The 25,853-nt window shown below is 64.2% G+C and carries 26 protein-coding genes and 1 other RNA gene; 19 read left to right on the top strand and 8 right to left on the bottom strand.

Annotated elements, in window-relative coordinates:
- Positions 1-158: 158 nt before the first annotated feature.
- A complete protein-coding gene (locus AAC071_RS15830) occupies positions 159-3,575 on the top strand; it encodes an AsmA family protein (RefSeq protein ID WP_339834431.1) in 3,417 nt (1,138 codons plus the stop codon).
- On the opposite strand, the gene AAC071_RS15835 is transcribed toward AAC071_RS15830, so the two are convergent.
- From AAC071_RS15835 to ssrA, 5 genes are all read right to left on the bottom strand, one after another.
- A complete protein-coding gene (locus AAC071_RS15835) occupies positions 3,576-3,815 on the bottom strand; it encodes a ribbon-helix-helix domain-containing protein (RefSeq protein WP_339834433.1) in 240 nt (79 codons plus the stop codon). It lies immediately after the preceding gene.
- 17 nt (positions 3,816-3,832) lie between these two features.
- Complete coding sequence (gene fumC, locus AAC071_RS15840; RefSeq protein WP_339834435.1) at positions 3,833-5,233, bottom strand: class II fumarate hydratase; 1,401 nt, start codon at positions 5,231-5,233, stop codon at positions 3,833-3,835.
- Between the two features lie 84 nt (positions 5,234-5,317).
- Complete coding sequence (locus AAC071_RS15845; RefSeq protein WP_339834438.1) at positions 5,318-5,680, bottom strand: DUF3147 family protein; 363 nt, start codon at positions 5,678-5,680, stop codon at positions 5,318-5,320.
- 1 nt (position 5,681) lies between these two features.
- The gene (locus AAC071_RS15850; protein ID WP_339834440.1) at positions 5,682-6,146 is read right to left on the bottom strand and encodes a ClpXP protease specificity-enhancing factor SspB; all 465 of its coding nucleotides are present in this window, start codon (positions 6,144-6,146) and stop codon (positions 5,682-5,684) included.
- A gap of 176 nt (positions 6,147-6,322) precedes the next feature.
- Positions 6,323-6,685: a transfer-messenger RNA gene (gene ssrA, locus AAC071_RS15855) on the bottom strand.
- A gap of 56 nt (positions 6,686-6,741) precedes the next feature.
- Between ssrA and AAC071_RS15860 the strand changes: the two genes are divergently transcribed.
- Positions 6,742-7,344, top strand: coding sequence for a DUF1287 domain-containing protein (locus tag AAC071_RS15860; RefSeq protein WP_339834442.1), 603 nt, complete (start codon positions 6,742-6,744; stop codon positions 7,342-7,344).
- Positions 7,345-7,347: 3 nt separating this feature from the next.
- Here AAC071_RS15860 and AAC071_RS15865 read toward each other — a convergent pair whose 3' ends face one another.
- A complete protein-coding gene (locus AAC071_RS15865; protein ID WP_339834444.1) occupies positions 7,348-8,511 on the bottom strand; it encodes a dipeptidase in 1,164 nt (387 codons plus the stop codon).
- 169 nt (positions 8,512-8,680) lie between these two features.
- On the opposite strand from AAC071_RS15865, the gene AAC071_RS15870 reads away from it, so the two are divergent.
- The 7 genes from AAC071_RS15870 to AAC071_RS15900 all read left to right on the top strand — a co-directional run bounded on the left by AAC071_RS15870 (position 8,681) and on the right by AAC071_RS15900 (position 13,649).
- Positions 8,681-9,475: a thymidylate synthase gene (locus tag AAC071_RS15870; RefSeq protein ID WP_339834446.1), complete on the top strand. Its 795-nt coding sequence runs from the start codon at positions 8,681-8,683 to the stop codon at positions 9,473-9,475.
- Complete coding sequence (locus tag AAC071_RS15875; protein WP_339834449.1) at positions 9,475-9,636, top strand: hypothetical protein; 162 nt, start codon at positions 9,475-9,477, stop codon at positions 9,634-9,636. Before AAC071_RS15870 ends, AAC071_RS15875 begins: the two co-directional genes overlap by 1 nt.
- Entirely contained in the window at positions 9,636-10,148 is a 513-nt protein-coding gene (locus AAC071_RS15880; RefSeq protein ID WP_339834452.1) for a dihydrofolate reductase, read from the top strand. The genes AAC071_RS15875 and AAC071_RS15880 overlap by 1 nt, the downstream gene beginning before the upstream one ends.
- Before the next feature lie 77 nt (positions 10,149-10,225).
- Positions 10,226-11,335 (top strand): S-(hydroxymethyl)glutathione dehydrogenase/class III alcohol dehydrogenase, encoded by a 1,110-nt coding sequence (locus AAC071_RS15885; RefSeq protein WP_339834455.1) that lies wholly within the window; start codon positions 10,226-10,228, stop codon positions 11,333-11,335.
- Positions 11,335-12,174 (top strand): S-formylglutathione hydrolase, encoded by an 840-nt coding sequence (gene fghA / locus AAC071_RS15890; RefSeq protein WP_339834457.1) that lies wholly within the window; start codon positions 11,335-11,337, stop codon positions 12,172-12,174. Before AAC071_RS15885 ends, fghA begins: the two co-directional genes overlap by 1 nt.
- Before the next feature lie 103 nt (positions 12,175-12,277).
- A complete protein-coding gene (locus AAC071_RS15895; RefSeq protein WP_339834459.1) occupies positions 12,278-13,195 on the top strand; it encodes an SMP-30/gluconolactonase/LRE family protein in 918 nt (305 codons plus the stop codon).
- 118 nt (positions 13,196-13,313) lie between these two features.
- On the top strand, positions 13,314-13,649 hold the full coding sequence (locus AAC071_RS15900) for a hypothetical protein (protein WP_339834461.1): 336 nt from the start codon (positions 13,314-13,316) through the stop codon (positions 13,647-13,649).
- A 56-nt stretch (positions 13,650-13,705) separates the two neighbouring features.
- Here the strand turns inward: AAC071_RS15900 and apbC are convergent, their stop codons facing one another.
- A complete protein-coding gene (gene apbC, locus AAC071_RS15905) occupies positions 13,706-14,851 on the bottom strand; it encodes an iron-sulfur cluster carrier protein ApbC (protein ID WP_339834464.1) in 1,146 nt (381 codons plus the stop codon).
- Positions 14,852-15,025: 174 nt separating this feature from the next.
- On the opposite strand from apbC, the gene hflK reads away from it, so the two are divergent.
- The 4 genes from hflK (at position 15,026) to AAC071_RS15925 (ending at position 18,802) form a co-directional block, all read left to right on the top strand.
- Complete coding sequence (hflK, locus tag AAC071_RS15910; RefSeq protein WP_339834467.1) at positions 15,026-16,192, top strand: FtsH protease activity modulator HflK; 1,167 nt, start codon at positions 15,026-15,028, stop codon at positions 16,190-16,192.
- Complete coding sequence (gene hflC, locus AAC071_RS15915) at positions 16,189-17,067, top strand: protease modulator HflC (RefSeq protein ID WP_339834469.1); 879 nt, start codon at positions 16,189-16,191, stop codon at positions 17,065-17,067. The genes hflK and hflC overlap by 4 nt, the downstream gene beginning before the upstream one ends.
- Positions 17,068-17,070: 3 nt before the next feature.
- A complete protein-coding gene (locus tag AAC071_RS15920; protein WP_339834472.1) occupies positions 17,071-17,262 on the top strand; it encodes a DUF2065 domain-containing protein in 192 nt (63 codons plus the stop codon).
- A 91-nt stretch (positions 17,263-17,353) separates the two neighbouring features.
- Complete coding sequence (locus AAC071_RS15925; protein WP_339834475.1) at positions 17,354-18,802, top strand: DegQ family serine endoprotease; 1,449 nt, start codon at positions 17,354-17,356, stop codon at positions 18,800-18,802.
- A gap of 7 nt (positions 18,803-18,809) precedes the next feature.
- Here the strand turns inward: AAC071_RS15925 and serB are convergent, their stop codons facing one another.
- Positions 18,810-19,697 (bottom strand): phosphoserine phosphatase SerB, encoded by an 888-nt coding sequence (gene serB / locus AAC071_RS15930; RefSeq protein WP_339834476.1) that lies wholly within the window; start codon positions 19,695-19,697, stop codon positions 18,810-18,812.
- A gap of 27 nt (positions 19,698-19,724) precedes the next feature.
- Here serB and miaA point away from each other — a divergent pair, with 27 nt between their 5' ends.
- From miaA to AAC071_RS15960, 6 genes are all read left to right on the top strand, one after another.
- Positions 19,725-20,669 carry a tRNA (adenosine(37)-N6)-dimethylallyltransferase MiaA gene (gene miaA, locus AAC071_RS15935; protein WP_339834477.1) on the top strand — a complete coding sequence of 315 codons (945 nt, stop codon included), beginning with the start codon at positions 19,725-19,727 and terminating at the stop codon, positions 20,667-20,669.
- A gap of 151 nt (positions 20,670-20,820) precedes the next feature.
- A complete protein-coding gene (locus tag AAC071_RS15940) occupies positions 20,821-22,578 on the top strand; it encodes an acetolactate synthase 3 large subunit (RefSeq protein ID WP_339834480.1) in 1,758 nt (585 codons plus the stop codon).
- Positions 22,579-22,637: 59 nt separating this feature from the next.
- On the top strand, positions 22,638-23,150 hold the full coding sequence (gene ilvN / locus AAC071_RS15945) for an acetolactate synthase small subunit (protein ID WP_339834483.1): 513 nt from the start codon (positions 22,638-22,640) through the stop codon (positions 23,148-23,150).
- Positions 23,151-23,174: 24 nt separating this feature from the next.
- The gene (locus AAC071_RS15950) at positions 23,175-23,654 is read left to right on the top strand and encodes a hypothetical protein (RefSeq protein WP_339834485.1); all 480 of its coding nucleotides are present in this window, start codon (positions 23,175-23,177) and stop codon (positions 23,652-23,654) included.
- A gap of 16 nt (positions 23,655-23,670) precedes the next feature.
- A complete protein-coding gene (gene ilvC / locus AAC071_RS15955) occupies positions 23,671-24,690 on the top strand; it encodes a ketol-acid reductoisomerase (RefSeq protein ID WP_339834487.1) in 1,020 nt (339 codons plus the stop codon).
- Between the two features lie 239 nt (positions 24,691-24,929).
- Entirely contained in the window at positions 24,930-25,613 is a 684-nt protein-coding gene (locus tag AAC071_RS15960; protein ID WP_339834489.1) for an aspartate/glutamate racemase family protein, read from the top strand.
- Positions 25,614-25,853 lie beyond the last annotated feature (240 nt).

Genomic DNA, 25,853 nt, shown 5'->3' on the forward strand with positions numbered 1-25,853 from the left:
TTTTGACTATATTTCCGTCGTCCGAATCCATAGGTTGCCCGCAACTGGGTTGCATCTCGCGGTCTGGCCGCCGCCAATCTGTCGAGCTTAGGCCAAGAGCGGCCGGTGTGAAAACCTCCCGGGGGCGGCGCCTCAGCCGTGCGCGGCTGGAGACAGTTTTGAATTCGATCCTGACCTATATTGCAGGGCTGATCGTCGCGCTTCTGTTCGCGGCTCTCGTCGGGCCCAATCTGATCGACTGGAACAAGTTCCGTGGCGAGATCGAGGCGCAGGCCTCGAAGGTTGCCGGTGCGCCTGTGCGCATCGATGGCGATATTCATCTGCGTATCCTGCCGGCCCCGCACATGACTCTCGGGGCGGTTCGGATCGTGGCGACAGCGCCGCAGGGCTTGTCGCCGAACATGGCCCTGTTTGCGGAAATCGATGCGGAGGTGGCCTTGACGCCACTGATCGCCGGCGACATCAGGGTCACCAGCGTCCGTATCGTTCGGCCACAGATCAATCTCGAAGTCCTGCCCGACGGCACGACCAACTGGAGTGCGTTCGAACTGCCGGATGCCGAGCCGGAGGGCGGCATGTTTTCGCTTGCCTCTGTCAGTCTCGAAAAGGCGACATTCGAGAATGGTGTGGTGGTCTACGAGAATCGTGAGAACGGCCGACGCTGGCGCGCGGAGGAAGTCAGTGGCGAGGTGATTGCGACATCGCTGGTCGGGCCGCTGCGTGCCGAGATCGAGGCGATCGTGGACGGCGTGCCGGTTGGACTGCGGCTCGGTCTCGGCGAGTTCTCCGGCCGCAAGGCGTTTCAGGTCACGGCGGATCTGCAGTTGCGCGACCGGCCGGCCAAGTTCCTGTTCTCGGGCGTTGCGACAGAGTTTTCGGCGGCAGCGCGGCTCGACGGCAACAGCCGGCTGGAGCTCGGCACCAATGGTGATAACGGTCCGCTGCGCATCGATGGCGGGGTCGTGGCGACCGCGCAATCGGCGACATTCCGGAATCTCGTGCTGGTAGCCGGCGGCACCGCGCTCAACGGTTCGGCGCAGGCTCGCTGGGACGAGCGGCCCGTCTTTTCTCTCGATCTTGCATCCGAGAACTTCACGGCCGCGCCGTTGCTCAGCCGGCTTGCAGCGGGGCCGGCGGCGAGCGACATTCCCTTCGCCAATCTGCTCGTTGTGCCGCGTCCGGACTGGATCGACGGTACCATCGGAATATCGGTTGCGACACTCGCATTGCCCGACTCCATTGTCCGCAATGCTGAATTGAAGCTCGCGCTGGCCGACGGCGTTCTGAGCGTCGAAACGGCGCGCGGGGAACTTGGCGGGCGGACCGAGATCTCGGTTACCGGAGAACTTGGCGATCTCGAAGGAGTCCCGATTTTTACCGGACGCATCGAGGCGCGGAGCGGCAGTCTTGCGGGGCTGGCCCAGTGGTTGGCCGCCAGCGAGAACGGGAACGAGGCGGCCACCCGGAATGCGGCACGCGGCGATGCGCCTTTCTCGGCGCGGGGCCGGCTGCGGGTCGCTCCCGATGCGATCGGTCTTTCGAATCTGGAGGCCGATTACGCGGCCGATCTCGCATCGCCGTCGCTGCGCGGCGATATCAGTTACCGGCAGGTCGACGACCGGCTGCACCTTGACGCCGATCTGGACGCCACCGCCTTCGATGCCGACCGGTTGCGGGCCCTGCTGTCCGGCGAACGCGAGTGGCTCGAATTTCTGGCGGCACATGACGTCGGCCTGCGCCTTCGCGCGGGACGGCTGCGGATCTGGGATCAGGATGTCAGCGGCCTCGACATGGAGGCGACGCTGATCAGTGGCAGGCTCGACGTCCCACGTCTGGAAGTGAAAGATGTGGCTGGTGCGCGCTTTTCCTTCTCCGGGCAATTGACGGACGTCACGACCGGGCGTCGGGACGATGTGAAGGGCAATTTTGTCAGTCATGTCGAAGGCGAGCGCTTTGGCGGATTGCTGGCGCTGGGCGGCTTTGCCGTGCCCGATGCGAGCGGGCCGGTTTCGCTGGAGATTGCCGGTACTTCGGGCGCGGCGCCGGACAGCGCATTGCGCGTCGACACGCTGACGCTCAAGGGCGCTGTGCGCGGCAGCCGCGTCGATGCGGTGCTGAAGCGGCGGCACGGCGAGGATGGTCTCGAAGGGCTCGATATCATCGCCAATGCGGCCAATGATGAGGGGCGCGTGCTTTTGCAGCAACTGGGGCTCGACCCGGATGACAGCGTGACGGCGCCCGGATCGGTCTCGCTGCAACTCGAAAGCACGGTCGACAAGCCCTATCAGGTCAATTTCCGGGCCAATGTCGGCAGCATGACGCTGACTGCGCGCGGCCAGGCCGCCGATCCATTCGAGGCGCTGCATTTCGAGGGCCGCGCCGATATTGCGGCGCCGGGCGTTCTTCCGGCCTTTGCCGCCTTCGGTGCGCCGGCGCCGCTGTCGCGCTGGATCGAAGATCAGGCCGCCGGACCCGGTTTTGTATTTTCCTCGGCGGTTGTCTGGGACAAGCAAAGTCTTGCGCTTTCCAACATGGAGAGTGTCGCCGGTAATTTCCGGCTTTCGGGCGATGTTACCTGGCGGGCAGGGGACGGGGACAAGCGCCCGTCGCTTGCCGGTCGGCTGGACGCCAATGCGTTTGAACTGACATCGCTCGCCAGCACCGCGGACGAAGTCTGGCCGGCCGCGGCGCTTGACTGGTCGATGCTGGCGGCGCTCGACGGGGAGATCGATCTCAAGGCCGGGACGGTCCGGCTTGGTTCGCTCGCCTTTGGCGATGTGACAACGCATCTGTCGCTGTCGCATGGCGTTCTTTCGGCATCGCCCTTCATCGGCCAGTTTGCCGGCGGGCGGGTCTCGCTGGGGGCGCGGATCGAAGGCGGAGACGGCAGTCCGGGCATCGGCCTGACGGTGCTGGTCGAGGAAGCGGAACTCGGGCGGGTTTTCCGCGAAGCGTTCGGCGAAAGTCCCGGCAAGGGGCGCGTCACTCTCAGTGCGCAGCTTCAGGCCCAGGGGCGCAGCTGGTTGGCGCTGGTCGCGTCGGCAGCCGGCACCGGAACGATCCGGGTCGACAACATGGCATTCGCGCCGCTTGATGTTGCGGGCTTCGGCGCCGAACTCGTTGCGCTGACTGACATCGAGGAATTTCCGGTGCTCCTGCGCGACAAGCTGGCAACCGGCGAGACGGCGGTGCGCGGGCTGGATGGGGCCTTGGCGGTCGAGGAGGGCGTATTGCGGCTTTCCGAAGACGGTCTTTCGCTTGAGGGCGGTACGGCGCGGCTCGATGCCGTCTACGACCTGCCGCGGCTTGCCTCCGATGCCAAGCTGGTCATCACACCGGAACGACCGGAAGGTGCGCCGGTCTATTCGATCGTGACCATGGGGCGCGGCCGGCAGGTCGAGGTCAAGATGCAGACGCTTGAGTTGCAGGGCTTCATTGCGGCGCGGCTGCTGGCCGAAAGTCTGAAGGATGCAGGCGGCGTTCCCGGCGACTTGCGCGAACTGATGGACCTTCCGGCCGATATTCGCGGCGGCTCTGCGCCGCGGCCGTTGCCGCGCCCGGCCGTCACGCCCTGATCAGGTCTGACACTTGCCGCCGCTGCTGCGACGGCGCATGCCTTCCAGCACATAGATGCGCACTGCGGCGGAGAGCGTTCCCTTGCCACCCCGGTCGGCATCGATCCGGCGCACCAGATCGTTGACCGAGGTCTTTTCGGAACAAGCAAGTTCCTTCAGGGCATCCCAGAAGGGCCGTTCCAGCGAAATGCTGGTGCGGTGACCGGCGATGGTGACGGAGCGTTTGATCTCGTCGGTCATGGCGCTGCTGCGGTTGCCTATTCGGGGGCGATCATCTTTTCCGGGCGGACGATGGCGTCGAATTCGGCTTCGCTCACGTAGCCGCCGCCGACCGCTTCCTCGCGCAGTGTGGTGCCGTTCTTGTGCGCGGTCTTGGCGATCTTGGCCGCATTGTCGTAGCCGATCTTCGGGGCGAGCGCGGTGACCAGCATCAGCGAGCGTTGGAGCGCCGCCTTGATGTTGTCCTCGCGCGGCTCGATGCCGACAACGCAATTGTCGGTGAAGCTGACCGCCGCGTCGGCCATCAGGCGCACCGACTGCAGGAAGTTGTAGGCCATCACCGGATTGTAGACGTTGAGCTCGAAATGACCCTGACTGCCCGCAAAGGTGAGCGCGGCGTGGTTGCCGAAAATCTGCACGCAGACCTGCGTCAGCGCCTCGCACTGGGTCGGATTGACCTTGCCCGGCATGATCGACGAGCCGGGTTCGTTTTCCGGCAACGACAACTCACCGAGGCCCGAACGCGGTCCGGAGCCGAGCAGACGAATGTCGTTGGCGATCTTGAAGAGCGAGGCGGCGACCGTGTTGACCGCGCCATGGCTGAAGACCATCGCGTCGTGGGCCGCCAGCGCCTCGAACTTGTTGGGGGCGGTCTTGAAGGGCAGATGCGTGATGGCGGCGATCTTTTCGGCAACCTTTTCGGCAAAGCCGATGGGCGCATTGAGACCGGTGCCGACGGCGGTGCCGCCCTGTGCCAGCTCCATCAGCTTCGGCAGCGTCTGTTCGATGCGGGCGATGCCATTCTCGACCTGTGCGGTGTAGCCGGAAAATTCCTGGCCAAGCGTCAGCGGCGTCGCGTCCTGCGTGTGGGTGCGGCCGATCTTGACGATATGGTTCCAGGCCTGCGCCTTGTCGTTGAGCGCGTTGCGCAGCTTCTGCAGTGCCGGGAGCAAGCGGTGATGAATCTCCTCCGCGCAGGCGACATGCATGGCCGTCGGATAGGTGTCGTTCGACGACTGGCTCATGTTGACGTGGTCGTTCGGGTGTACCGGCTTCTTCGAACCCATCTCGCCGCCGAGAATCTCGATGGCGCGGTTCGAGATCACCTCATTGGCGTTCATGTTGGACTGGGTGCCGGAGCCCGTTTGCCAGACGACGAGCGGGAAATGCTCGTCGAGCTTGCCTTCGATCACCTCCTGCGCGGCTTGCACCACAGCCTTGCCGACGGCGGCGTCGAGGCGGCCGAGTTCCATATTGGCTTCGGCGGCGGCGCGCTTGACGATGCCGAGTGCCCGGACCACGGGGAGGGGCTGCTTTTCCCAGCCGATCCTGAAGTTGCCGAGGCTGCGTTGGGCCTGGGCGCCCCAATAGCGGTCGGCCGCCACTTCGATGGGGCCGAATGTGTCGGTTTCGGTGCGGGTCTTGGGTGTATTGGCCATGGCGGGCGCGGCTCCAGCAGGCAGGGAAATTGGGATGGGCGCCGGTTTAGCATGGCGGGCAGGGGGCGCCAAGGCGGGCGCGCGCTAGAGCTTCACGCCGAAATAGGTGGATGCGATCCAGATGGCGGCCAGATAGAGCGCGACGGTCAGCGCACAGGCGAGGCCCAGTGCGACCCAGAAATCCATGCCGCTTCGCAGCATCAAGGGCAGCGCCAGAAACATCGGCAAGGTCGGCAGCACATACCAGAAGGTCGCTTCGGCATGGGCGGCGATACGCTCGGCATCGGCGGTGTCGTTCCAGAGCCAGATGATGGCCAGAAGCGAGATCAGCGGCAGCGACGCGATCAAGGCGCCCAGCGCCGCATAGCGCCGGGCAATTTCGGACACAGCCATGATGATGATGCCGGAAAGCGCTGCCTTGACGATCGGATAGAGCAGGCCGCTCATTTCATTTCTTCCGGAAGGCGTCGAGGCTCACGACTTCACCTTCGGCCGGCTTCGCTTCGGGCTCGACCGGTGTCGAGGCTTCGGCGGCAGCCGGCCCCGTCGCGCTGGCACCGTCGACATGGAACTGCAGACCGAACTGGACGCTTGGATCGAAGAAGCCCTGCACGGCCGAGAAGGGCACGACCAGCTTTTCGGGAATCTTGTTGAATGTGAGGTCGACCGAGAAACGTTCCTCGCTGACTTCGAGATTCCAGAACTGGTGCTGGAGGACGATGGTCATCTCCTCCGGATATTGCGCCTTGAGCTTGGGTGAAATCTCGACGCCCGGCGCGCCGGTGCGGAAGGAGATGTAGAAATGGTGCTCGCCCGGCAGGCCCTGGTCGCGCGCAATCCTGAGCGCGCGGCGGACAACGCCTTTCAGCGCCTCCTGGGCCAGCATATCGTATCGCATCAGATCTTCGGCCAAGGTCAGCTCCCGGTCGCGGGTGAGTCGCGTTTTCTTGTTGAGGATGATTCAAGCAGCGATCGGCGGTGAAATCCAGACGAAGCGGTGCTTCGGGCGACATCGCGTTGCGAGATTTCGCAAGTGTGGCGCGCGCGACACCGCGGTTTCGGATGGGCCGTTCGGCTGTGGATAAAAAAAGTGGGGGCTTCTGTTGCCAGGTGCCCCCGAACCCCGCCCTGACCGGCTAAAGCCAGGGACTTGATTTGAAGCTATCGCACTGCATTAAGCAGCGAGACGCGCCTCAGCATAGTTGTCGTTGGCAACTATAAAACGGCCCGATGACGGCGGAACCATGCCGGGCAAAAAAACTGTCTTTACACCCTCGTCGATCCTGTTTCGCCCCCAGGAACCCTGCCGCGACAGGGAGAAATCTGGTGGAGGCGCCGGGTACTGCCCCCGGGTCCGAATGGCTTATTCCACAGTCCGTTTATCACCATAGCCGCGCGGGCGAACCCGTCCGGCATTACTAATATAGGCGTCAAATTCCTTATTTGAACCTCAATTCCGCCGGGATGCGTCAATAAAGCTCGAAGGGTGCCGAAACCGGGAGAAACGCATGATCTCGCGCCGTACTGCCGTTCTCGGGCTTGCCGCCCTGCCGTTCCTTTCGCTGCCTGCAGCGCGTCTGGCGGCCCGGCCGGCCAATCCGGCTTTGAGGCTTGTCGAAGCGGCGCGGGCGCAGATCGGAGTTACAAGGGTCTATGACGGCGCCTATCGCCGCATCGCCTATCCGGGCGGCGACGTCGAACCGGAACGCGGGGTCTGTACCGATGTCGTCATCCGCGCCTATCGCCAAGGGCTGGCGCTCGACCTGCAGCAGCTGGTGCATGAGGACATGACGGCCGATTTCACGGCCTATCCGGCCGATTGGGGCCTGACACGGCCCGACCGCAATATCGACCACCGGCGCGTGCCGAACCTCGCGACTTTTCTCCGGCGGCAGGGGGCGGAACTGGCGGCGGACGAAGCACTCGCGCCCGGCGATCTGGTGACGCAGACGATCGGTGGGCGGCTGCCGCACATATCGGTCGTGTCGGACAGGCAGGTGCGTGGTGCGGCGCGCCCCTTCGTCATCCACAATATCGGCAGTGGCGCCGAATATGCCGACATCCTGACGCGTTTCCCTGTCAATGGGCGCTTTCGCTACCTGCCGGTGTGAGGCCTATTCCGCCGGCAGCAGTTCGCGGAAGAGGCGGAGCGCATTGCCGCCCATCACCTTCCCGATTTCCTCCTCGGTGAAATCTGCTGCGCGCATCGCGCCGGTCAGCAGGGCGAGTTCCGAGGTGTCGAAGGCGACCGGTACGGCGCCGTCATAGTCCGAGCCGAGCGCCACATGATCGACGCCCAGATAATCGATCGCATGGCGGATGGCGCGGACGATGCCTTCGGGCGCCGGATCGCAAATGGCGCTCTTCCAGTAGCCCATGCCGACAAGGCCGCCGGCTTCGGCGACGCGCTTCATCAGTGCGTCCTCGATGTTGCGCGGACTGTCGCAGGCGCCCTTGATGCCGGTATGCGAGATGACGATGGGCCGTGTCGCGATGTCGAGCACGTCCTCGACCACGGCATGGGAAGAATGGGCGACGTCGACAATGATGCCGAGGCGTTCCATTTCGCGCACGGCCTGCTTGCCGAATTCGGTGAGACCGCCCGAGGAAAGCCCGTGCAGCGAGCCGCCGAGTTCATTGTCGAAAAAATGCTGCAGGCCCATCATCCGGTAGCCGGCATCGTAGAGCGCCTCGATGTTTCCGAGTTTTCCTTCGAGCGGGTGCGAGCCTTCGGTGGCCAGCAGGCCGCCGACCGGGCGGCTGCCGTTGCGCGCCGCCAGCAGGGCGTCGATGTCGGTGGCGGTGCGGATGATCCGCAATTCGCCCGGCGCCGCGGCCTCGGCGCGGTGGAGCCGTTCGGCCTGGTAGAGCGCGCGCTCGAAGAGGCTGTCCCAGGTGCGGGCCGGCCAGCGCTGGACCATGGCCAGCAAGGTGATGACGTCGGATTCCGCGTCGGTTCCGGTGTGGCGCTGGCTGCGCGGGACCTTGGTCACCACCGAAAAGACCTGCAGCGTCACATTGCCGTCGACAAGGCGCGGCAGATCGACATGGCCGCGCTCCGCGCGCTGCAACGGGTCGCGGGCCCAGAGCAGTGTGTCGGCATGAAGATCGACCACGTTCAGCCGCTTGTGGTGGCGGGTGGCTTCTTCGGTCACTTCCAGGGGGCCGACATCGACAAGACGGTTGATCTGGCCCTCCAGAACGCCGGGCAGGGCGGCCAGGACCGCAACGAGGATGACGGCGACCGCTACGCCGATGCCGAGGAGAATGCGTTTCATCGGAATTTCCTTCTGACATATGCGGTTGTTCCCGGCATTCTGGCCCGGGGCAAGTCGTGCCGCCACGATTTCCACAGTTATTCACAGGGATGTGACTGTGATTTGCGCTGCGGTGGCGAAGGGTCGGCGCTTCGCGCTAGACTGAGGAGCCGAATCTCAGGACCTGCCGATGAAACAGTATCTCGACCTCATGCGTCTCGCGCGCGACACGGGCGTGACCAAGACCGACCGGACCGGTACCGGCACGCGCAGCATATTCGGCCATCAGATGCGCTTCGACCTGGCGCAAGGTTTTCCGCTGGTGACAACCAAGAAGCTGCATCTGAAATCGATCGTTCATGAGCTGCTCTGGTTTCTCGCCGGCGACACCAACATCGCCTATCTGAAAGCCAATGGCGTCAGCATCTGGGACGACTGGGCAGACGCGAATGGGGATCTCGGCCCCGTCTACGGACATCAGTGGCGCTCCTGGCCGGCGCCGGACGGCACGAAGATTGACCAGATCAGGAATCTTCTGGAGCAGATACGCAGCAATCCGGATTCGCGGCGGCTGATCGTTTCGGCCTGGAACGTCGCCGATGTCGACCACATGGCGCTGCCGCCCTGCCATTGCCTGTTCCAGTTCTATGTCGCGGACGGCAAGCTCTCCTGTCAGCTCTACCAGCGCTCGGCCGACATCTTTCTTGGTGTACCGTTCAACATCGCCTCCTATGCGCTGCTGACAATGATGGTGGCGCAGGTGACGGGCCTGAAGCCCGGCGAATTCATCCACACATTCGGCGACGCGCATCTCTATCTAAATCATCTGGAGCAGGCCGAGAAACAGCTTCTCCGAGAGCCGAAGAATCTGCCCGTCATGCACATCAATCCGGATGTGACGAGCCTTTTCGATTTCACCTATGACGATTTTCGGCTCGAAGGCTATGAGGCGCATCCGCATATCGCGGCGCCTGTCGCTGTCTGATGCGCACGCGCCAACGCTTTCTGCTTTTCGCACTGACGCTTGCCGTGCTGCTGCTCGCCGCCTTCGCGATGTTTGCCATTCTGGTCAGCCTCCGGCCGCTCGATCCGGAAGCGCTGCGCACACCGGGTTTCTCGGCGCTTTTTGAGAGCGGAGTGGCGTGATGGACGTTCATGTCAGCTTCGTCGTCGCCATCGCCGACAATGGTGTGATTGGCCGCGACAATGACCTGCCCTGGAAACTTTCGAGCGACATGGCGTTTTTCAAACGCGTGACGATGGGCAAGCCTGTCATCATGGGCCGCAAGACATGGGAATCGCTGCCGAAGAAGCCATTGCCCGGCCGCCCGAACATTGTCGTGACGCGTGACGCGGGCTATGCGGCGGCAGGCGCGGAAGTGGCGACATCTGCGACGGCAGCACTTGCGCGCGGGCGGGCGCTCGCCGCGGAGGCGGGTGTCGACGAAATCATGGTGATCGGCGGTGCGCAGCTTTATGCCGAGATGTTCGACCATGCCGACCGGCTCTACATTACCGAGGTGCATGCGCAGCCCGAGGGCGATGTCGATTTCCCCGCCTTTGACCGGCGGCAATGGCGCGAGGTTTCGCGCGAGCGCCACAAGGCGGGCGAGAAGGACAGTGCGGATTATTCCTTCGTCGTGCTGGAGCGGGCCTGAGCGATTGCGTCATCGGGCTGGCCGGCTCACAATGTCGCTCTGCAATTCACAAGCAGACTTTCCAACGGAGACGACAGATGGATGTGCGTGCGGCGGTGGCATTCGAGGCGGGACGCCCTCTCGAAATCGAAATGGTGCAGCTTGACGGGCCGAAGGCGGGCGAGGTCCTTGTCGAGGTGAAGGCCACAGGCATCTGCCACACCGATGCCTTCACGCTGTCGGGCGAAGATCCCGAAGGCGCCTTTCCGGCGATCCTCGGCCATGAGGGTGCCGGCGTCGTCGTCGAGGTCGGCCCGGGCGTCAGGTCGCTCGCCGTCGGCGACCATGTGATCCCGCTCTACACGCCCGAATGCCGCGAGTGCAAGAGCTGCACCAGCCACAAGACCAATCTCTGCACCTCGATCCGCGCGACGCAGGGCAAGGGCGTGATGCCGGACGGCACCAGCCGTTTTTCGTACAAGGGCAAGCCGGTGCTGCACTACATGGGTTGCTCGACCTTCGCCAACTACACGGTGCTGCCCGAAATCGCGCTCGCCAAGGTTCGCAAGGACGCACCTTTCGACAAGATCTGCTACATCGGCTGCGGCGTGACGACCGGCATCGGCGCGGTGATCTTCACGGCGAAGGTCGAGGCGGGCGCCAATGTCGTTGTGTTCGGCCTTGGCGGCATCGGCCTCAACGTCATTCAAGGCGCGCGGATGGTGGGTGCCAACATGATCGTCGGCGTCGACATCAATCCCGAGCGCGAGGCGTTGGCGCGGCAGTTCGGCATGACGCATTTCGTCAATCCGAAGGAGATCAAGGGCGACATTGTCGGGCATATCGTCGAACTGACCGGCGGCGGCGCCGATTACAGCTTCGAATGCATCGGCAATGTCAACACGATGCGGCAGGCGCTCGAATGCTGCCATCGCGGCTGGGGCGAGAGCATCATCATCGGCGTTGCCGGCGCCGGACAGGAAATCTCGACACGGCCGTTCCAGCTCGTCACGGGCCGCGTCTGGAAGGGCACGGCATTTGGCGGCGCGCGCGGGCGCACCGATGTGCCGCGCATCGTCGACTGGTACATGGACGGCAAGATCGATATCGACAATCTCGTCACCCACACGATGCCGCTCGAAGACATCAACAAGGGCTTCGACCTGATGCATGAAGGCAAGTCGATCCGCTCCGTCGTGGTTTATTGATGGCCCTCGAGACGCTCGAAACGCATCGCTGTTTTGCCGGCACGCTCGGCATCTATCGTCATGTCTCGGCGGCGACGGGCACGCCGATGCGCTTTTCGGTCTATGTGCCGGACGGGAAGGGGCCCTTTCCGGCGGTGATCTTTCTTGCGGGCCTCACCTGCACAGAAGAGAACTTCACCGTGAAGGCCGGCGCCTATGCGCATGCTTCGAAGCTCGGACTGGCGGTCGCCGCGCCCGACACCAGCCCGCGGGGCGCTGGCGTCGCCGACGATGCGGCTTACGATCTCGGCCAGGGCGCCGGCTTCTATATCGACGCGACGGAAGCGCCCTGGGCGCCGCATTTCAGCATGGAGAGCTACATCGTCCGCGATCTGCAAACCGTGCTGTGCGAAAACTTCCTGATCGATCCGGCGCGGCAGGGGATTTGCGGTCATTCGATGGGCGGACACGGAGCCCTGACGCTTGCGTTGAAGCATCCGGATATCTTTCGCTCGATCTCGGCCTTCGCGCCGATCGTGTCGCCGACGCGTTGTCCCTGGGGCGAGAAGGCGTTCAGCGCCTATCTCGGCCCGGATCGCGCGCAATGGGCCGCGCATGATGCGTCGCTGCTGATGGAAAGCGGGGCGGGGCTGGGGCGCTATGACGATATCCTGATCGATCAGGGCCTCGCCGACGATTTTCTCGAGAAGGAACTGAAGCCGGAACTGTTCGAAGCGGCATGCGCTACCGCAAATCAGAAGCTGACGCTGCGGCGTCAGCCCGACCATGATCATTCCTACTATTTCATCCAGACGTTCATTGGCGACCATCTGGCGTTTCAGCGCGAGAGGCTTGACTGAATTCAGGGCTTTTCTGCTTCCTGCCATTGCGGAACACGCATTGCGTTGCCAGAATGCCGTCCACAAGAAATCCGCATCAGACGGAACATCAGGGAGGATATTCATGACCGCGATGAAACTCATCGCCGAGGGATTGCGATTTCCGGAAGGCCCGATTGCCATGCCGGATGGCAGCATTGTGCTGGTCGAGATCGCGCGCGGCACGCTGACGCGGGTTACGGCCGCCGGCAAGGTCGAGGTCATTGCCGAGCTTGGCGGCGGGCCGAACGGTGCGGCGATCGGACCCGACGGCGCCTGCTACGTCTGCAACGATGGCGGTTTCGAGTTTCACGAGGTCGACGGCCGGCTGGTGCCGGGCGATGCGCCTGCGGACTATTCCGGCGGACGCATCGAGCGCGTCGATATGAAGACCGGTGCATTCAAGGTTCTCTACAAGGAATGCAACGGCATCCCGCTTAACGGCCCCAACGACATCGTTTTCGACCGCGAAGGCGGCTTCTGGTTCACCGATCTCGGCAAGGGTCGCGGCCGCACGCAGGATCGCGGTGGACTCTATTATGCGAAGATCGACGGATCGATGATCAAGGAAGTCGTTTTCCCGATCACCTCGCCGAACGGTGTCGGCCTGTCGCCCGACGAGAAGACGGTCTATGTCGCGGACACGATTCCCGGCCGGCTCTGGGCGTTCGATATCAAGGCGCCGGGCGAGGTTGTGCCGCAGCCGGGGCCGCTGCCGGGCCGGTTCGTGGCCTCGGGGCCGCAACTCTGCTTCTTCGACAGTCTGGCGGTCGATGCAGAAGGCAATATCTGTGTGGCGACGATTTTCAATGCGGGCATAACCACCATTTCACCCGACGGATCGAAGGTCACGCATACGCCGACCGACGACTTCATCACCACCAATATCTGTTTCGGGGGCAAGGATCTGAAGACGGCCTATATCACGCTGTCGTCGAGTGGAAGGCTCGTGTCGATGGACTGGCCCGTGGCCGGTCTGCCGCTCAACTTTCTCAACAAGTAGATATGGAATGACGGAAAGACATGTTCCGGTTCCGGAACATGTCTTTCCGCATGCCAAGGGCCGTGCAAACATGCGCCGCCTTTGGGGTACACGGCGATCTGAATTCAGGGAGGACAAGATGCGCCTATTTGTAAGTGTACTCGTTGCGTTGTTTGCGTTCAGCGGAGCGGCGCTAGCCGATCCGTTTGCCAATTTCTACGGCAATACCGTCAAGGTCGTCGGCGCGGCCGGCGAGCGCTCGGTCTTCATCGATGCGGGCGGTGCCTATTCGCAGAAACTGCCGGACGGCAGCACGGCGGAAGGCACCTACGAGATCGACGGCGACACGGCCTGTTTCCTCGGTGGTGACGAGCCCTATTGCGTGGCCGCACAGTCGCGCGATATCGGCGAGACTTGGGAACTGACGGCGCCCGACGGCACGACCGAAACCGCGACGCTGGTCGCGGGCCGCTAGGCCGACAAGCGATCCAACGGAATGGCCGGCGCCGCAAGGGGCCGGCCATTTTCGTTTCAGTCCTCGACCGAAATCACCGGTGCTTTCCGGGCCGTATCGGCAAGTGCGCGATCGATATGGGCCGCGACGCGGGCGGCGATATCGATGAAGGGCTTCGCTTCTGCGCTGTCGGGTGCGGTGGCGACCACAGGCTCGCCCCTGTCGGATGTTTCGCGGATCGTCATGTGAAGCGGCACCTCGCCGAGAAAGTCGCAGCCGAGTTTCTCGGCCATGCGCCGGGCGCCGCCTTCACCGAAGATGTAGGATTTCTCGCCCGATCCCGGGCTGATGAAATAGGCCATGTTCTCGACGATGCCGAAGACCGGCACATGCGTCTTCTCGAACATCGCATAGCCCTTGCGCGCGTCGATCAGGGCGATCTCCTGCGGCGTCGAAACGACAACGGCGCCGGTCAGCGGCACACGCTGCGCCATGGTCAGCTGGGCGTCTCCGGTGCCGGGCGGCATGTCGACGATCAGCACGTCGAGTTCGCCCCATTCGACATCCATCATCATCTGAGTCAGTGCCGATTGCACCATCGGGCCGCGCCAGATCATCGGCGTGTCCTCGGCGACGAGATAGCCGATCGACATGGTTTTCAGGCCGAATTTCTCCATCGGCAGCAGCTTCTTGCCATCGCGCGTGTCGGGCTTGCCGCTGATGCCCATCATGCGGGGGATCGAAGGGCCGTAGATATCAGCGTCGAGCAGGCCGACGCGGCGGCCGAGTTTCGACAACGCCAAGGCGAGATTGATCGCGACCGTCGACTTGCCGACGCCGCCCTTGCCGCTGGCTACCGCGACGATCGCCCTGACACCCGGGATACGCAGCGGACCCTGCTGCGCCGTGCGCGGCTGTTGCTTGCGGTCGTCATGCGCATGGCCATGTGCCGGACGCGGCGCACCCGCATCGCCGCGATGCGCCGTCAGCACCGCTGTCACACTCAAGACGCCCGGCACTTGCCTGACGGCCGCTTCGCAGGCCTTGCGCAGCGGTTCCTTGGCCGCGCCCTTGGCCGGATCGACTTCGAGCGAGAAGCCGACATGGCCCTCGCGGACCACCAGGCCCTGCAGGATACCGGCGGTGACGACATCCTTGCCCGTCTCGTCGTCCATGACGGCTGACAATGCGGCGGTGACGTCGTCTCGGGTAACGCTGCTCATGTCTGAATGGCCTGTATCTGACGGATATCGAACTGCGTGGCGGTGAATGGGCGAGAACCGACGGTTTCCGGCTGCATCGCGTCCGGTTCGCGTTGCGTGTGCATGGTGACTGTCATATAAACCCCGGTACGAACGTTTCCAACCGTCTCTCACGACGCAATCGAAGGATTATCGATGCCCTGGAGCAATCAGAACGGCGGCGGCGGCTGGCAGGGCGGCGGCGGTGGCGGCGGCAACAATCGCGGTCCGTGGGGGCAGGGGCCTTCCGGCGGTGGCAATCAGCCGCCCGATCTCGATGAGTTGATCCGCCGCGCGCAGGAGAAGATCCGGCAGATATTCCCGGGCGGCGGTGGCGGCAGCGGCGGCACGGGCGTCAGAACGGGCGGTGGTTCCGGGCCGTTCTTCCTGATCGGCCTGATCATTCTCGGCCTGATCGCCTATAGCTCGTTCTTTCGCGTCAATGTCAACGAACAGGGCATTGTGCTGCGTTTCGGCAAGCTGGCGCGAACGGTCGAGCCCGGCCTGCACATGAAATTCCCGTTCCCGATCGAAACGGTCTACACGCCGGCGGTCACCAACATCACCACCGTCGATATCGGCATCCGCACCGCCGGCAGTTCGGCCATTGCCGTGCCTGAAGAGAGCCTGATGCTGACGGGCGACGAGAACATCGTCGATATCGGCTTTTCGGTGCAGTGGCGAATCAACAGCGCGCATTCCTTCCTCTTCAACGTCGAGGATCCCGACCGGGCGGTAAAGGCAGTTGCCGAGAGCATGATGCGCGAGGCCGTGGGCCAGTCGAAGATCGAAGTGCTGCAGACGACCGGGCGCCGCGAGGTGCAGGACCAGGTGCGCGCCGGTCTCCAGACGACGCTCGACAGCTATGGCGCCGGCATCGAGATCACCGAAGTCCGGCTGCAGAAAGTCGATCCGCCGGCCCAGGTGCTGGACGCGTTCCGCGATGTGCAGGCCGCCCGCGCCGACCAGGAGCGGTTGCGCAACCAGGCCGAGACCTATGCCAACACGGTCATCCCGCGCGCCCGCGGCGACGCGGCGCAGATCACGCAGGCGGCCGAAGCCTATCGCGAGCAGATCGTTGCCGAAGCGCAGGGTGAGGCCGGCCGTTTCGTCTCGATCTACGAGGAATACCGCAAGGCGACGGATGTCACGCGCCGCCGCATCTATATCGAAACCATGCAGGAAGTGCTCGGTGGCATGAACAAGGTGTTGATGGACGGGGCGCAGGGCGCGCAAAGCGTGCTGCCCTATCTGCCGCTCAATGAGCTGAAGCCGGCGGCACCCGCCGCGGCCTCGGGTACGACGACGGGAGGCAACCGATGAACCGGTCCATCGCCATCGGGGCGGGCATCACCGCGCTTGTCATCGCGGTCGTGCTCTATCTCTCCGCCTTCACGGTCAGCATGACCCAGCAGGCGATCGTGCTGCAGTTCGGCGATCCGCGTCAGGTGATCACCGAACCCGGCCTGCACTGGAAGCTGCCGGTCATCCAGAATGTCGTCTATATCGACAAGCGCATTCTCAATCTCGACTCGCCGGCCGAGGAAATCATCGCCAAGGACCGCAAGCGTCTGGTGGTCGATGCCTTTGCGCGCTACCGCATCGTCGATTCGCTGCGTTTCTACCAGTCGGTCGGCGATCCGCGCAACGTGACGCAGCGACTGCAGCCGAACTTCATCTCGTCGCTCCGCAACGTGCTCGGCGATCACACGCTGGAAGAGCTGGTGCGCGACAACCGTGCCGGCCTGATGCGCAACATCCAGAATGCCTTCAACAGCGCCACGCAGCAATTCGGCATCGAGGTGGTCGATGTCCGCATCCGCCGCGCCGACCTGCCGGAACAGAACAGCATGGCGATCTATCAGCGCATGCAGACCGAACGCGAGCGTGAAGCGGCCGAAATCCGCGCCCAGGGCAATGAAGAGGCCCAGCGCATCCGGGCCCGCGCCGATCGCGAGGCGACCGTCATCATCGCCGAGGCCGAGCGCGACGGCCAGCTCGCCCGCGGCGAGGGCGATGCGACGCGCAACAACATCTATGCCGAGGCCTATTCGCGCGATGCCGAGTTCTTCGCCTTCTACCGTTCAATGCAGGCCTATCGCGAAGGCCTCAAGGGCGAGAACACGACGATGATCGTGACGCCGGAGGGCGAGTTCTTCCGCTATTTCGGTGCGGAGGCCGGTCGGGTCCGGCGCTGAGCCGTGGTCTGGACCGATCTCGTCACGGCGCTGGGGCTCGCGATCGCGCTGGAGGGGCTTGCCTATGCGGCCTTTCCGGGGCCGATGCGCCGGGCGCTGGCGGCGCTTTCCGTGCAGCCCGAACAGGCGCTGCGGATGGCCGGGTTGCTCGCGCTGGCCATCGGGGTCTTCATCGTCTGGCTGGTGCGCGGCTGAGGGCGCCTCAATTCGTCCATAATCCGCCGCACAATAAGGCCGGTGCCGCTTCGTGCGAATGCGGCCAACCGGCCGAGGGAGTGGCGTTTCGATGAGGACAGGCAGGATCGGGCAGGCGCGGCGCGGCGTCGTTATCAGCCTCGCCGCGGCGTTTCTGACCGTCTTCGCGGCCACGGCGCAGGCGCAAGGCGCACCCGACAGTTTCGCCGACCTGGCCGAGCGCCTGTCGCCGGCCGTCGTCAACATCTCGACCTCGCAGGTGCTGGGCAGCGAAAGACAGGCCATTCCGGGCGTACCGGAGGATTCGCCGCTCAACGACTTCTTCAAGGATTTCATGGAGCAGCAGGGCCAGCGCCCGCAGCGCGTGCAGTCGCTGGGCTCGGGTTTCGTGATCGATCCCGCCGGCGTCATCATCACCAACAATCACGTCATCGACGGCGCTGACCGGATCGAGGTCGTCTTCATGGACGGGACCACGCTGCCGGCGACGCTGACCGGCCGCGACCCGAAGACCGACATCGCGGTGCTGAAGGTCGAGAGCCAGACGCCGCTGCCGCATGTCGAACTCGGCGACAGCTCCAGGGCGCGGGTCGGCGACTGGGTGATCGCGATCGGCAATCCCTTCGGCCTCGGCGGCACGGTGACGGCCGGCATCATCTCGGCGCTCAACCGCGACATTCACGCCGGCAATTACGACGATTTCATCCAGACCGACGCCTCGATCAACCGCGGCAATTCCGGCGGTCCGCTGTTCGACATGCAGGGCCGCGTCGTCGGCGTCAATTCGGCGATCATTTCGCCCTCGGGCGCTTCCGTCGGCATCGGCTTTGCGGTGCCGACCTCGACGGTGCGGCCGATCGTCGAACAGATTCTCGAACATGGCGAGACGCGGCGCGGCTGGATCGGCGTGCGCATCCAGACCGTGACGCCCGAAATCGCCGACAGTCTGGGTCTTGCGCCGGCGCGCGGCGCCCTGATCGCCGGCCTCAGCGATGACGGCCCCGCGGCGGCGGCCGGCATCGAGCCCGGCGATATCGTGCTCAGCTTCGACGGGCGCAACATTGCGGCCATGCGCGACCTGCCGCGCATCGTCGCCGAAACCGGAATCGGCCGGACGGTCGATGTCGAAATCTATCGCGGCGGCCGCACCATCGGCGTCAAGGTCACGGTGGCGCGGCTCGACGAGAGCGAGGCCGCAGCGGCCGCGCCGCCGGCCGATACCGCGCCGGCGCCTGCCCGCATGGTGGTGCTCGGCCTCAGCCTGGCCGAACTCACCGCCACCACGCGCGAGGGCTTCGATATCGATCCCGAGACCCGGGGCGTGCTGGTCACCGATGTCGATCCGCTGAGCGGTGCGGCCGAAAAGGGCGTCCGCCCCGGCGACGTCATCGTGCAGATCGCACAGCGCGATGTGGCAACGCCGGCCGATGTCGAGCGGATCGTCGCGGCGGAGGAAAAGGCCGGGCGCAACACGGTGCTGCTGCGCCTGTCGAGCGGCGGCGATCTGCGCTTCGTCGCGCTGCGGCTCGGCGGGCTCTAGGCCGGTCTCAGCCCTGCCGGATCTCGGTCTGGCGGTAGCCCTGCAGATAGAGCAGCGCCGTCAGGTCGCCATGATCGATGCGCGCATCGGCTGCGTCGGCCACCACCGGCTTGGCGTGAAAGGCGACGCCGAGCCCGGCCTCGCCGATCATGCCGAGATCGTTGGCACCGTCGCCGACCGCCATGGTTTCGTGGTTTGCGAGGTTCATTTCGCCGCGCAGGCGCACCAGCGCCTCGATCTTGGCCTGACGGCCGAGGATCGGTTCCTGCACCGCGCCGGTCAGCCGGCCGTTCTCGAACAGCAGTTCATTGGCCTGGTTGACGTCGAAGCCGACGGCATCGGCCACGCGCGCGGTGAAAAAGCTGAAGCCGCCCGACACAAGTGCGCAGGTCGCGCCATGGGCGCGCATGGTGGCGGTCAGAATCCGCCCGCCCGGCGTTTCGGCGATGCGGGTGCGATAGACCTTTTCGAGCGCCGCGATCTCGAGCCCCTTCAGCAGGGCCACGCGCTCCCGCAGCGCCGGCTCGAATTCGATCTCGCCCTTCATGGCGCGTTCGGTGATGGCGGCGATCTGCGGCTTGATCCCGAGTTCGGCGGCCAGCTCGTCGATGCATTCCTGCTGGATGATGGTTGAATCCATGTCGGCGACCAGCAGCTTCTTGCGCCGGCCTTCGGCGGCCTGCACCGAAAGATCGATCCTGGCGCCGGCAAGCCGGTTGCGCAGCGCCACCTCGGCGGCATGGACGTTCGGCGTTTCGAAGGCGATGTCGCAGGCAACGCCGTCGGCCAGCCAGTCCGGCGCGGCCGGCGCGGGCAGCAGGCCGAGCGCGGCCTCCAGATGGGCGCTTGCCAGCGGCGTCTCCTTGTTGCCTATCAGGGTCAGGACGTATTTCATCGCAAAAACCGGAAAGGAACCCGTCTCTTGAGTCTCGAAGTCGATCGCGCCGTCCTTATTGCAGGGCCGACCGCCAGCGGCAAGTCCGCGCTGGCGCTGCGGCTGGCCGAGAGGCTGGGGGCCGAGATCGTCAATGCCGATTCGATGCAGCTCTACCGCGAAATGCGGGTGCTGACGGCGCGGCCCTCCGCCGCCGAGGAGGCGCTTTTCTCCCACCATCTTTATGGCGTTCAGGGCGCCGACGAACCGCTCTCGGCCGGACGCTGGGCGGTCCGCGCGGCCGAAATCATGGCCGCGATCGCCGGCCGCGGCCGCGTGCCGATCGTTGTCGGCGGCACGGGGCTCTATTTCCGGGCGCTGGTCGAGGGGCTGGCGCCGATCCCGGCGATCCCGCCCGAACTTCGCCAGGCGGTGCGGGATGAGGTCGCGGCGGCGGGCGAGGGGGCGCATGCACTGCTCGCCGAAGCCGATCCGGCGCTGGCCGCGATGATCCGTCCCGCCGACCGTCAGCGCATCGCCCGGGGCATCGAGGTCGCGCGCGCCACCGGCCGTCGCTTGAGCGAATGGCAGCAGGTGCCGCCGGTGCCGCTGATCGCCGGGCGCTTCGCCAAAATCGTGCTGATGCCCGATCGCGACTGGCTCCGGGCGCGCTGCGACGCGCGCTTCGCGCGCATGGTGGAAGAGGGCGCACTTGCGGAGGCCGCCGCCATGGCCGCGCGCGATCTCGATCCGGCGCTGCCGGCCATGAAGGTGCTGGGGCTCCGGCCGTTGATCCGGCACCTTGCGGGCGAGACGACGCTTGAGGCGGCCGTTGCGGCCGGACAGGCCGAAACCCGGGCCTATGCCAAGCGGCAGGAAACCTGGATGCGCACTCAGATGATTGCGTGGAAGTCATTTTTCACGCAAGATTCGGAAAGCGTTAAAGCAAAAATCTTTTCATTTATTGACGATTTGGGGTTGACCCGGTCCTGAGGCGCGGTTAGGTTGCCCGCGCTTTTAGACCCCTTCCGTCCGTCATGGCCCGGCTCGTCCGGGCCATCCACGTCTTGGCGGCAAGGAAGGGAAGACGTGGATGGCCCGCATAAAGCGGGCCATGACGTTTCAGAGAACGGAGAGACGGGTCATGGCGGCTCAGGAACTGACAGGCGCGGAAATCGTCATCAAGGCGCTGGTCGATCAGGGCGTGGACACGATTTTCGGCTATCCCGGCGGTGCCGTGCTGCCGATCTACGACGCGCTGTTCCAGCAGAACAAGATCCGCCACATCCTGGTCCGCCACGAGCAGGGCGCGGTTCATGCCGCCGAAGGCTATGCGCGCTCGACCGGCAAGCCCGGCGTCGTCCTCGTCACCTCCGGTCCCGGCGCCACCAATGCCGTCACCGGGCTGACGGATGCCTTGATGGATTCGATCCCGCTGGTCTGCCTGACAGGTCAGGTCGCGACGCATCTGATCGGCTCCGACGCCTTCCAGGAATGCGACACGGTCGGCATCACGCGCCACTGCACCAAGCACAACTGGCTGGTGAAGTCGCCGCAGGAGCTGACGCGCGTCATGCACGAGGCCTTCTATGTCGCCACGCATGGCCGTCCGGGCCCGGTCGTCATCGACATCCCGAAGGACGTCCAGTTTCAGAAGGCCGAATATGCCGGTCCGCAGAATGTCGTTCACCGCACCTATCGTCCGAAGGTCAAGGGCGATATCGAGAAGATCAAGCAGGCGGTCGACCTGATCGCCAATGCGAAGAAGCCCGTCTTCTATACCGGCGGCGGTGTCATCAATTCGGGCACGGTCGCCAGCCAGCTGCTGCGCGAATTCGTGCGCCTGACCGGCTATCCGATCACCTCGACGCTGATGGGGCTCGGCGCCTATCCGGCCTCCGACAAGCAGTGGCTCGGCATGCTCGGCATGCACGGCACCTTCGAGGCCAACAATGCGATGCATGACTGCGACGTGCTGATCAATATCGGCGCGCGCTTCGACGACCGCGTCACCGGACGTCTCGATGCCTTTGCGCCCAACTCGAAGAAGATCCATGTCGATATCGACGCCTCGTCGATCAACAAGAATGTCCGTGTCGATATCGGCATCATCGGCGATTGCGCCCATGTGCTCGAAGACATGCTGCGCATCTGGAAGTCGAAGGCGCGCCGGCCCGACAAGGAGGCGCTCGGCCAGTGGTGGCAGCAGATCGAGGAATGGCGCGCGCGCAAGTCGCTCAGCTTCAAGACCAATGACGAGATCATCAAGCCGCAACAGGCGATCCAGCGCCTCTACGAGCTGACAAAGCATCGCGAAACCTACATCACGACCGAAGTCGGCCAGCACCAGATGTGGGCGGCACAGCACTTCCCCTTCGAGCAGCCCAATCGCTGGATGACGTCGGGCGGCCTCGGCACGATGGGCTATGGTTTTCCGGCTGCCATCGGCGTCCAGATCGCACACCCGGATGCGCTGGTCATCGACATTGCCGGCGAGGCCTCGATCCAGATGTGCATCCAGGAACTCTCGACGGCGGTGCAGTTCATGTTGCCGGTCAAGATCTTCATCCTGAACAACGAGTACATGGGCATGGTCCGGCAGTGGCAGGAGCTGCTGCATGAGGGCCGCTATTCGCATTCCTATTCGGACTCGCTGCCCGATTTCGTCAAGCTGGCCGAGGCCTATGGCGCGACCGGCATCCGGGCCTCGAAACCGGCCGAGCTCGACGACGCCATCAAGCGGATGATCGACGTGCCGGGCCCGGTCGTTTTCGACTGCATGGTCGACAAGTTCGAGAACTGCTACCCGATGATCCCCTCGGGCGCGGCCCATAACGAGATGATCCTGGGCGACGATCCGGAGGCCGCCAGCGTCTCGGAAGAGGGAAAAATGCTGGTCTGACGGGGATTCCGGCCAGAATAAGCTTCCCCAACGGGGCCATACACAATACAGAGACGCGCATGAAGAAGGACGAGACCATCGAACGGCACACCATCGCCGTCCTCGTGGACAACGAGGCGGGGGTGCTGGCGCGCGTCATCGGGCTGTTTTCGGGCCGGGGCTACAATATCGAAAGCCTGACGGTGGCTGAGGTCGACCAGGCCGAGCACACCTCGCGCATCACCATCGTCACGGCCGGCACGCCGATGGTCATCGAACAGATCAAGGCGCAGCTCGACCGGCTGGTGCCGGTTCACCGCGTGATGGACCTCACCGTCGAGGCCAATTCGGTCGAGCGCGAAATGGCGCTGGTCAAGGTCGCCGGCACCGGCGAGCGCCGCGTCGAGGCGCTGCGGCTGGCCGATGCCTTCCGCGCCCGCGTCATCGACACCACCCACACCTCTTTCATCTTCGAGGTGACGGGCGCGCCGTCGAAGATCGACGCCTTTATCGGATTGATGAGGCCCTTGGGCCTTGTGGATGTGTCGCGGACCGGCGTGGTGGCGATCGCCCGCGGCCCCGAAGCGATGTGACAACACCCCTCAGGGGATTAGAGAATGGAAACGCCCTCGTCGGCGGAGAGATTGGAAGGTTGGCTAAGGCTTTATGAGGGGCAGATAGAGCACGCCCGTCATCACGAGAATATGAGATCGCAGGCGACGAATGTTGTCGTCGTGATTTCGGCGGCGATGCTCGCATTCGTTGCTTCAGACTTTGAAAAATCCAACCTGCCGTCGTCAGCCTCGTTTGCGGTTGGTTTGTTCATCGTAATTGTCAACCTCTACGGTTGGTTGATGAGTTTGAAGCACTATGAGCGGAGTCGTTTGCACGTTGATGTTGCCTCACGATACCGAGCTGTGGTTTCGGAGATGATTTCAAACGAACTGCAGAACGCCGAGGAAGCGCGGCGTTTGGCGCACAAAGAACATTCGAAGATGTTACTGACGCGAGTCCGAGCGAATTGGCTGTGGTCAGGACTACATATACTGATTGGGACCATCGGCGCTGCTATCGCATGGAATGGATTTGGCAGCTAAAGGAAGGACGAGAGTCATGCGCGTTTATTACGACCGCGACGCGGACGTCAATCTGATCAAGGGCAAGAAAGTCGCCATCATCGGCTATGGCAGCCAGGGCCATGCCCATGCGCTGAACCTGCGCGATAGCGGCGTCAAGGAAGTCGCCGTCGCGCTGCGCGCCGGCTCGGCCACCGCGAAAAAGGCCGAAGGCGAGGGCCTGAAGGTGGTGACGGTTGCCGACGCCGCCAAATGGGCCGACGTGCTGATGATGCTGACGCCGGACGAGTTGCAGGCCGACATCTATTATGCGGACCTGCACGAGAACATGAAGCCGGGTTCGGCGCTTCTCTTCGCGCATGGCCTCAACATCCATTTCAACCTGATCGAGCCGCGCAAGGACATCGACGTGCTGATGGTCGCGCCGAAGGGCCCGGGCCACACGGTGCGTTCGGAATACAAGCGCGGCGGCGGCGTGCCGTCCCTCATTGCCGTCCACCAGGACGCGACCGGCAACGCCCACGACGTCGGCCTTTCCTATGCGTCGGCCAATGGCGGCGGCCGCGCCGGCATCATCGAGACGACGTTCCGCGAGGAATGCGAGACCGATCTTTTCGGCGAGCAGGTCGTGCTCTGCGGCGGTCTGGTGGAGCTCATCCGCGCCGGTTTCGAAACCCTGACCGAAGCCGGCTATGCGCCGGAAATGGCCTATTTCGAATGCCTGCATGAAGTGAAGCTGATCGTCGACCTGATCTATGAAGGCGGCATCGCCAACATGAACTACTCGATCTCCAACACGGCCGAATACGGCGAATATGTCACCGGTCCGCGCATCATCACGGCCGAGACCAAGGCCGAAATGAAGCGCGTGTTGAACGACATTCAGTCGGGCAAGTTCACGCGCGACTGGATGCTCGAGAACAAGGTCAACCAGACCAGCTTCAAGGCGACGCGCGCGCATGCCGCCGCGCATCCGATCGAGGAAGTGGGCGCCCGTCTGCGCGAGATGATGCCGTGGATTTCGGCCAACAAACTCGTAGACAAGGACAAGAACTGACGCGATCTCGCATCAGCCCGAACGACATGGGCCCTCCGCGAAGATCGCGGAGGGCCTTTTTCTTTGCCGGGGTGCGGGATGAATGCAGGACTGGATAGATGAACGGCACAAATATCAAAACGTCATGGCCCGGCTTGTCCGGGCCATCCACGTCTTTCCTTTTTGACTCGCTCAGCAAGGAAGACGTGGATGACCCGCATAAAGCGGGTCATGACGATTGGTTGTTGGGAGATTGAATCATGCCTCCATCGCACCGACATCACGGCGCCGCCATCGCCTTTCTGCACACGGCTGCCGTCCATATCGACACTTTCGATGCATTGCGCGATGAACTTGCGCCGGGCCTCGCGCTCACCCATGCGGTGCGCGAGGACCTGCTCTGCGCGACCGAAAAGGCCGGCGGCCTGACGGCGGTCGTTTCCTTGCGCACGCAGGAGGCGCTGCTGGCGCTGGCCGAAGGCGGCGCCCGCGTCGTCGTCTGCACCTGCTCGACGCTCGGGCCCGCAGCCGAGGAGGCGGCGCATGAGGCCGAAATCCCGGTCATGCGCATTGATCGGCCGATGGCCGACGCGGCGGTGCACGCCGGCCGCGTCATCGGCGTCTGCGCGGCGCTGGCGCCGACGCTTCAGCCCACCCGTGCGCTGATCGAAAATTCGGCGGCGCGGGCAGGGCGCGATGTCGAGATCCGTGAATTCCTGTTCGACGATGTCTGGGCGGCGTTCCGCGCGGGCCGTCTCGACGATTATTACGGCGGCATCGCCGCGCGGCTGGCCGATGCGGCGCGCGAGGTCGATGTGCTGGTGCTGGCGCAGGCCTCGATGGCGCCCGCCGCCGATCTCTGCGGCGCGTTGCCGGTCCCGCTGCTCTCGTCCCCACGCATCGGCTTTGCCGAAGCGGCCAGGATCGCGGGGGTGAGGGGGTAGGGCGTGGAGCACGGCGCGAATGAGTCTCCCACCCTCCCCCTGAGGGAGGGTCAAACGGGCGCAGCCCGTTTGGGGAGGGGTGCTCCGTTCACGGCATATTGCGCGTTCCCGATTATGCGCCGCAGTTCCACGCTTGCCCCTCCCCGAAAAATCCTCACTACGTTCGAATTTTTCGACCCTCCCTCAGGGATTCCTCTGCAAAACACAGTGTGCTTTGGTCGTCAGAGGGGGGGCGGATCG

The sequence above is a fragment of the uncultured Parvibaculum sp. genome (genome assembly GCF_963975745.1).
Lineage (GTDB): Bacteria > Pseudomonadota > Alphaproteobacteria > Parvibaculales > Parvibaculaceae > Parvibaculum.

Coding starts and splice junctions, on each gene's coding strand:
- AAC071_RS15860 (WP_339834442.1), top strand. CDS start 6,742: ATGATCTCGCGCCGTACTGCCGTTCTCGGGCTTGCCGCCCTGCCGTTC.
- AAC071_RS15900 (WP_339834461.1), top strand. CDS start 13,314: ATGCGCCTATTTGTAAGTGTACTCGTTGCGTTGTTTGCGTTCAGCGGA.
- AAC071_RS15960 (WP_339834489.1), top strand. CDS start 24,930: ATGCCTCCATCGCACCGACATCACGGCGCCGCCATCGCCTTTCTGCAC.
- apbC (WP_339834464.1), bottom strand. CDS start 14,851: ATGAGCAGCGTTACCCGAGACGACGTCACCGCCGCATTGTCAGCCGTC.
- AAC071_RS15885 (WP_339834455.1), top strand. CDS start 10,226: ATGGATGTGCGTGCGGCGGTGGCATTCGAGGCGGGACGCCCTCTCGAA.
- ilvN (WP_339834483.1), top strand. CDS start 22,638: ATGAAGAAGGACGAGACCATCGAACGGCACACCATCGCCGTCCTCGTG.
- fumC (WP_339834435.1), bottom strand. CDS start 5,233: ATGGCCAATACACCCAAGACCCGCACCGAAACCGACACATTCGGCCCC.
- AAC071_RS15895 (WP_339834459.1), top strand. CDS start 12,278: ATGACCGCGATGAAACTCATCGCCGAGGGATTGCGATTTCCGGAAGGC.
- hflC (WP_339834469.1), top strand. CDS start 16,189: ATGAACCGGTCCATCGCCATCGGGGCGGGCATCACCGCGCTTGTCATC.
- serB (WP_339834476.1), bottom strand. CDS start 19,697: ATGAAATACGTCCTGACCCTGATAGGCAACAAGGAGACGCCGCTGGCA.
- AAC071_RS15925 (WP_339834475.1), top strand. CDS start 17,354: ATGAGGACAGGCAGGATCGGGCAGGCGCGGCGCGGCGTCGTTATCAGC.
- fghA (WP_339834457.1), top strand. CDS start 11,335: ATGGCCCTCGAGACGCTCGAAACGCATCGCTGTTTTGCCGGCACGCTC.
- AAC071_RS15880 (WP_339834452.1), top strand. CDS start 9,636: ATGGACGTTCATGTCAGCTTCGTCGTCGCCATCGCCGACAATGGTGTG.
- AAC071_RS15835 (WP_339834433.1), bottom strand. CDS start 3,815: ATGACCGACGAGATCAAACGCTCCGTCACCATCGCCGGTCACCGCACC.
- AAC071_RS15875 (WP_339834449.1), top strand. CDS start 9,475: ATGCGCACGCGCCAACGCTTTCTGCTTTTCGCACTGACGCTTGCCGTG.
- AAC071_RS15870 (WP_339834446.1), top strand. CDS start 8,681: ATGAAACAGTATCTCGACCTCATGCGTCTCGCGCGCGACACGGGCGTG.
- ilvC (WP_339834487.1), top strand. CDS start 23,671: ATGCGCGTTTATTACGACCGCGACGCGGACGTCAATCTGATCAAGGGC.
- AAC071_RS15950 (WP_339834485.1), top strand. CDS start 23,175: ATGGAAACGCCCTCGTCGGCGGAGAGATTGGAAGGTTGGCTAAGGCTT.
- AAC071_RS15845 (WP_339834438.1), bottom strand. CDS start 5,680: ATGAGCGGCCTGCTCTATCCGATCGTCAAGGCAGCGCTTTCCGGCATC.
- hflK (WP_339834467.1), top strand. CDS start 15,026: ATGCCCTGGAGCAATCAGAACGGCGGCGGCGGCTGGCAGGGCGGCGGC.
- AAC071_RS15865 (WP_339834444.1), bottom strand. CDS start 8,511: ATGAAACGCATTCTCCTCGGCATCGGCGTAGCGGTCGCCGTCATCCTC.
- AAC071_RS15940 (WP_339834480.1), top strand. CDS start 20,821: ATGGCGGCTCAGGAACTGACAGGCGCGGAAATCGTCATCAAGGCGCTG.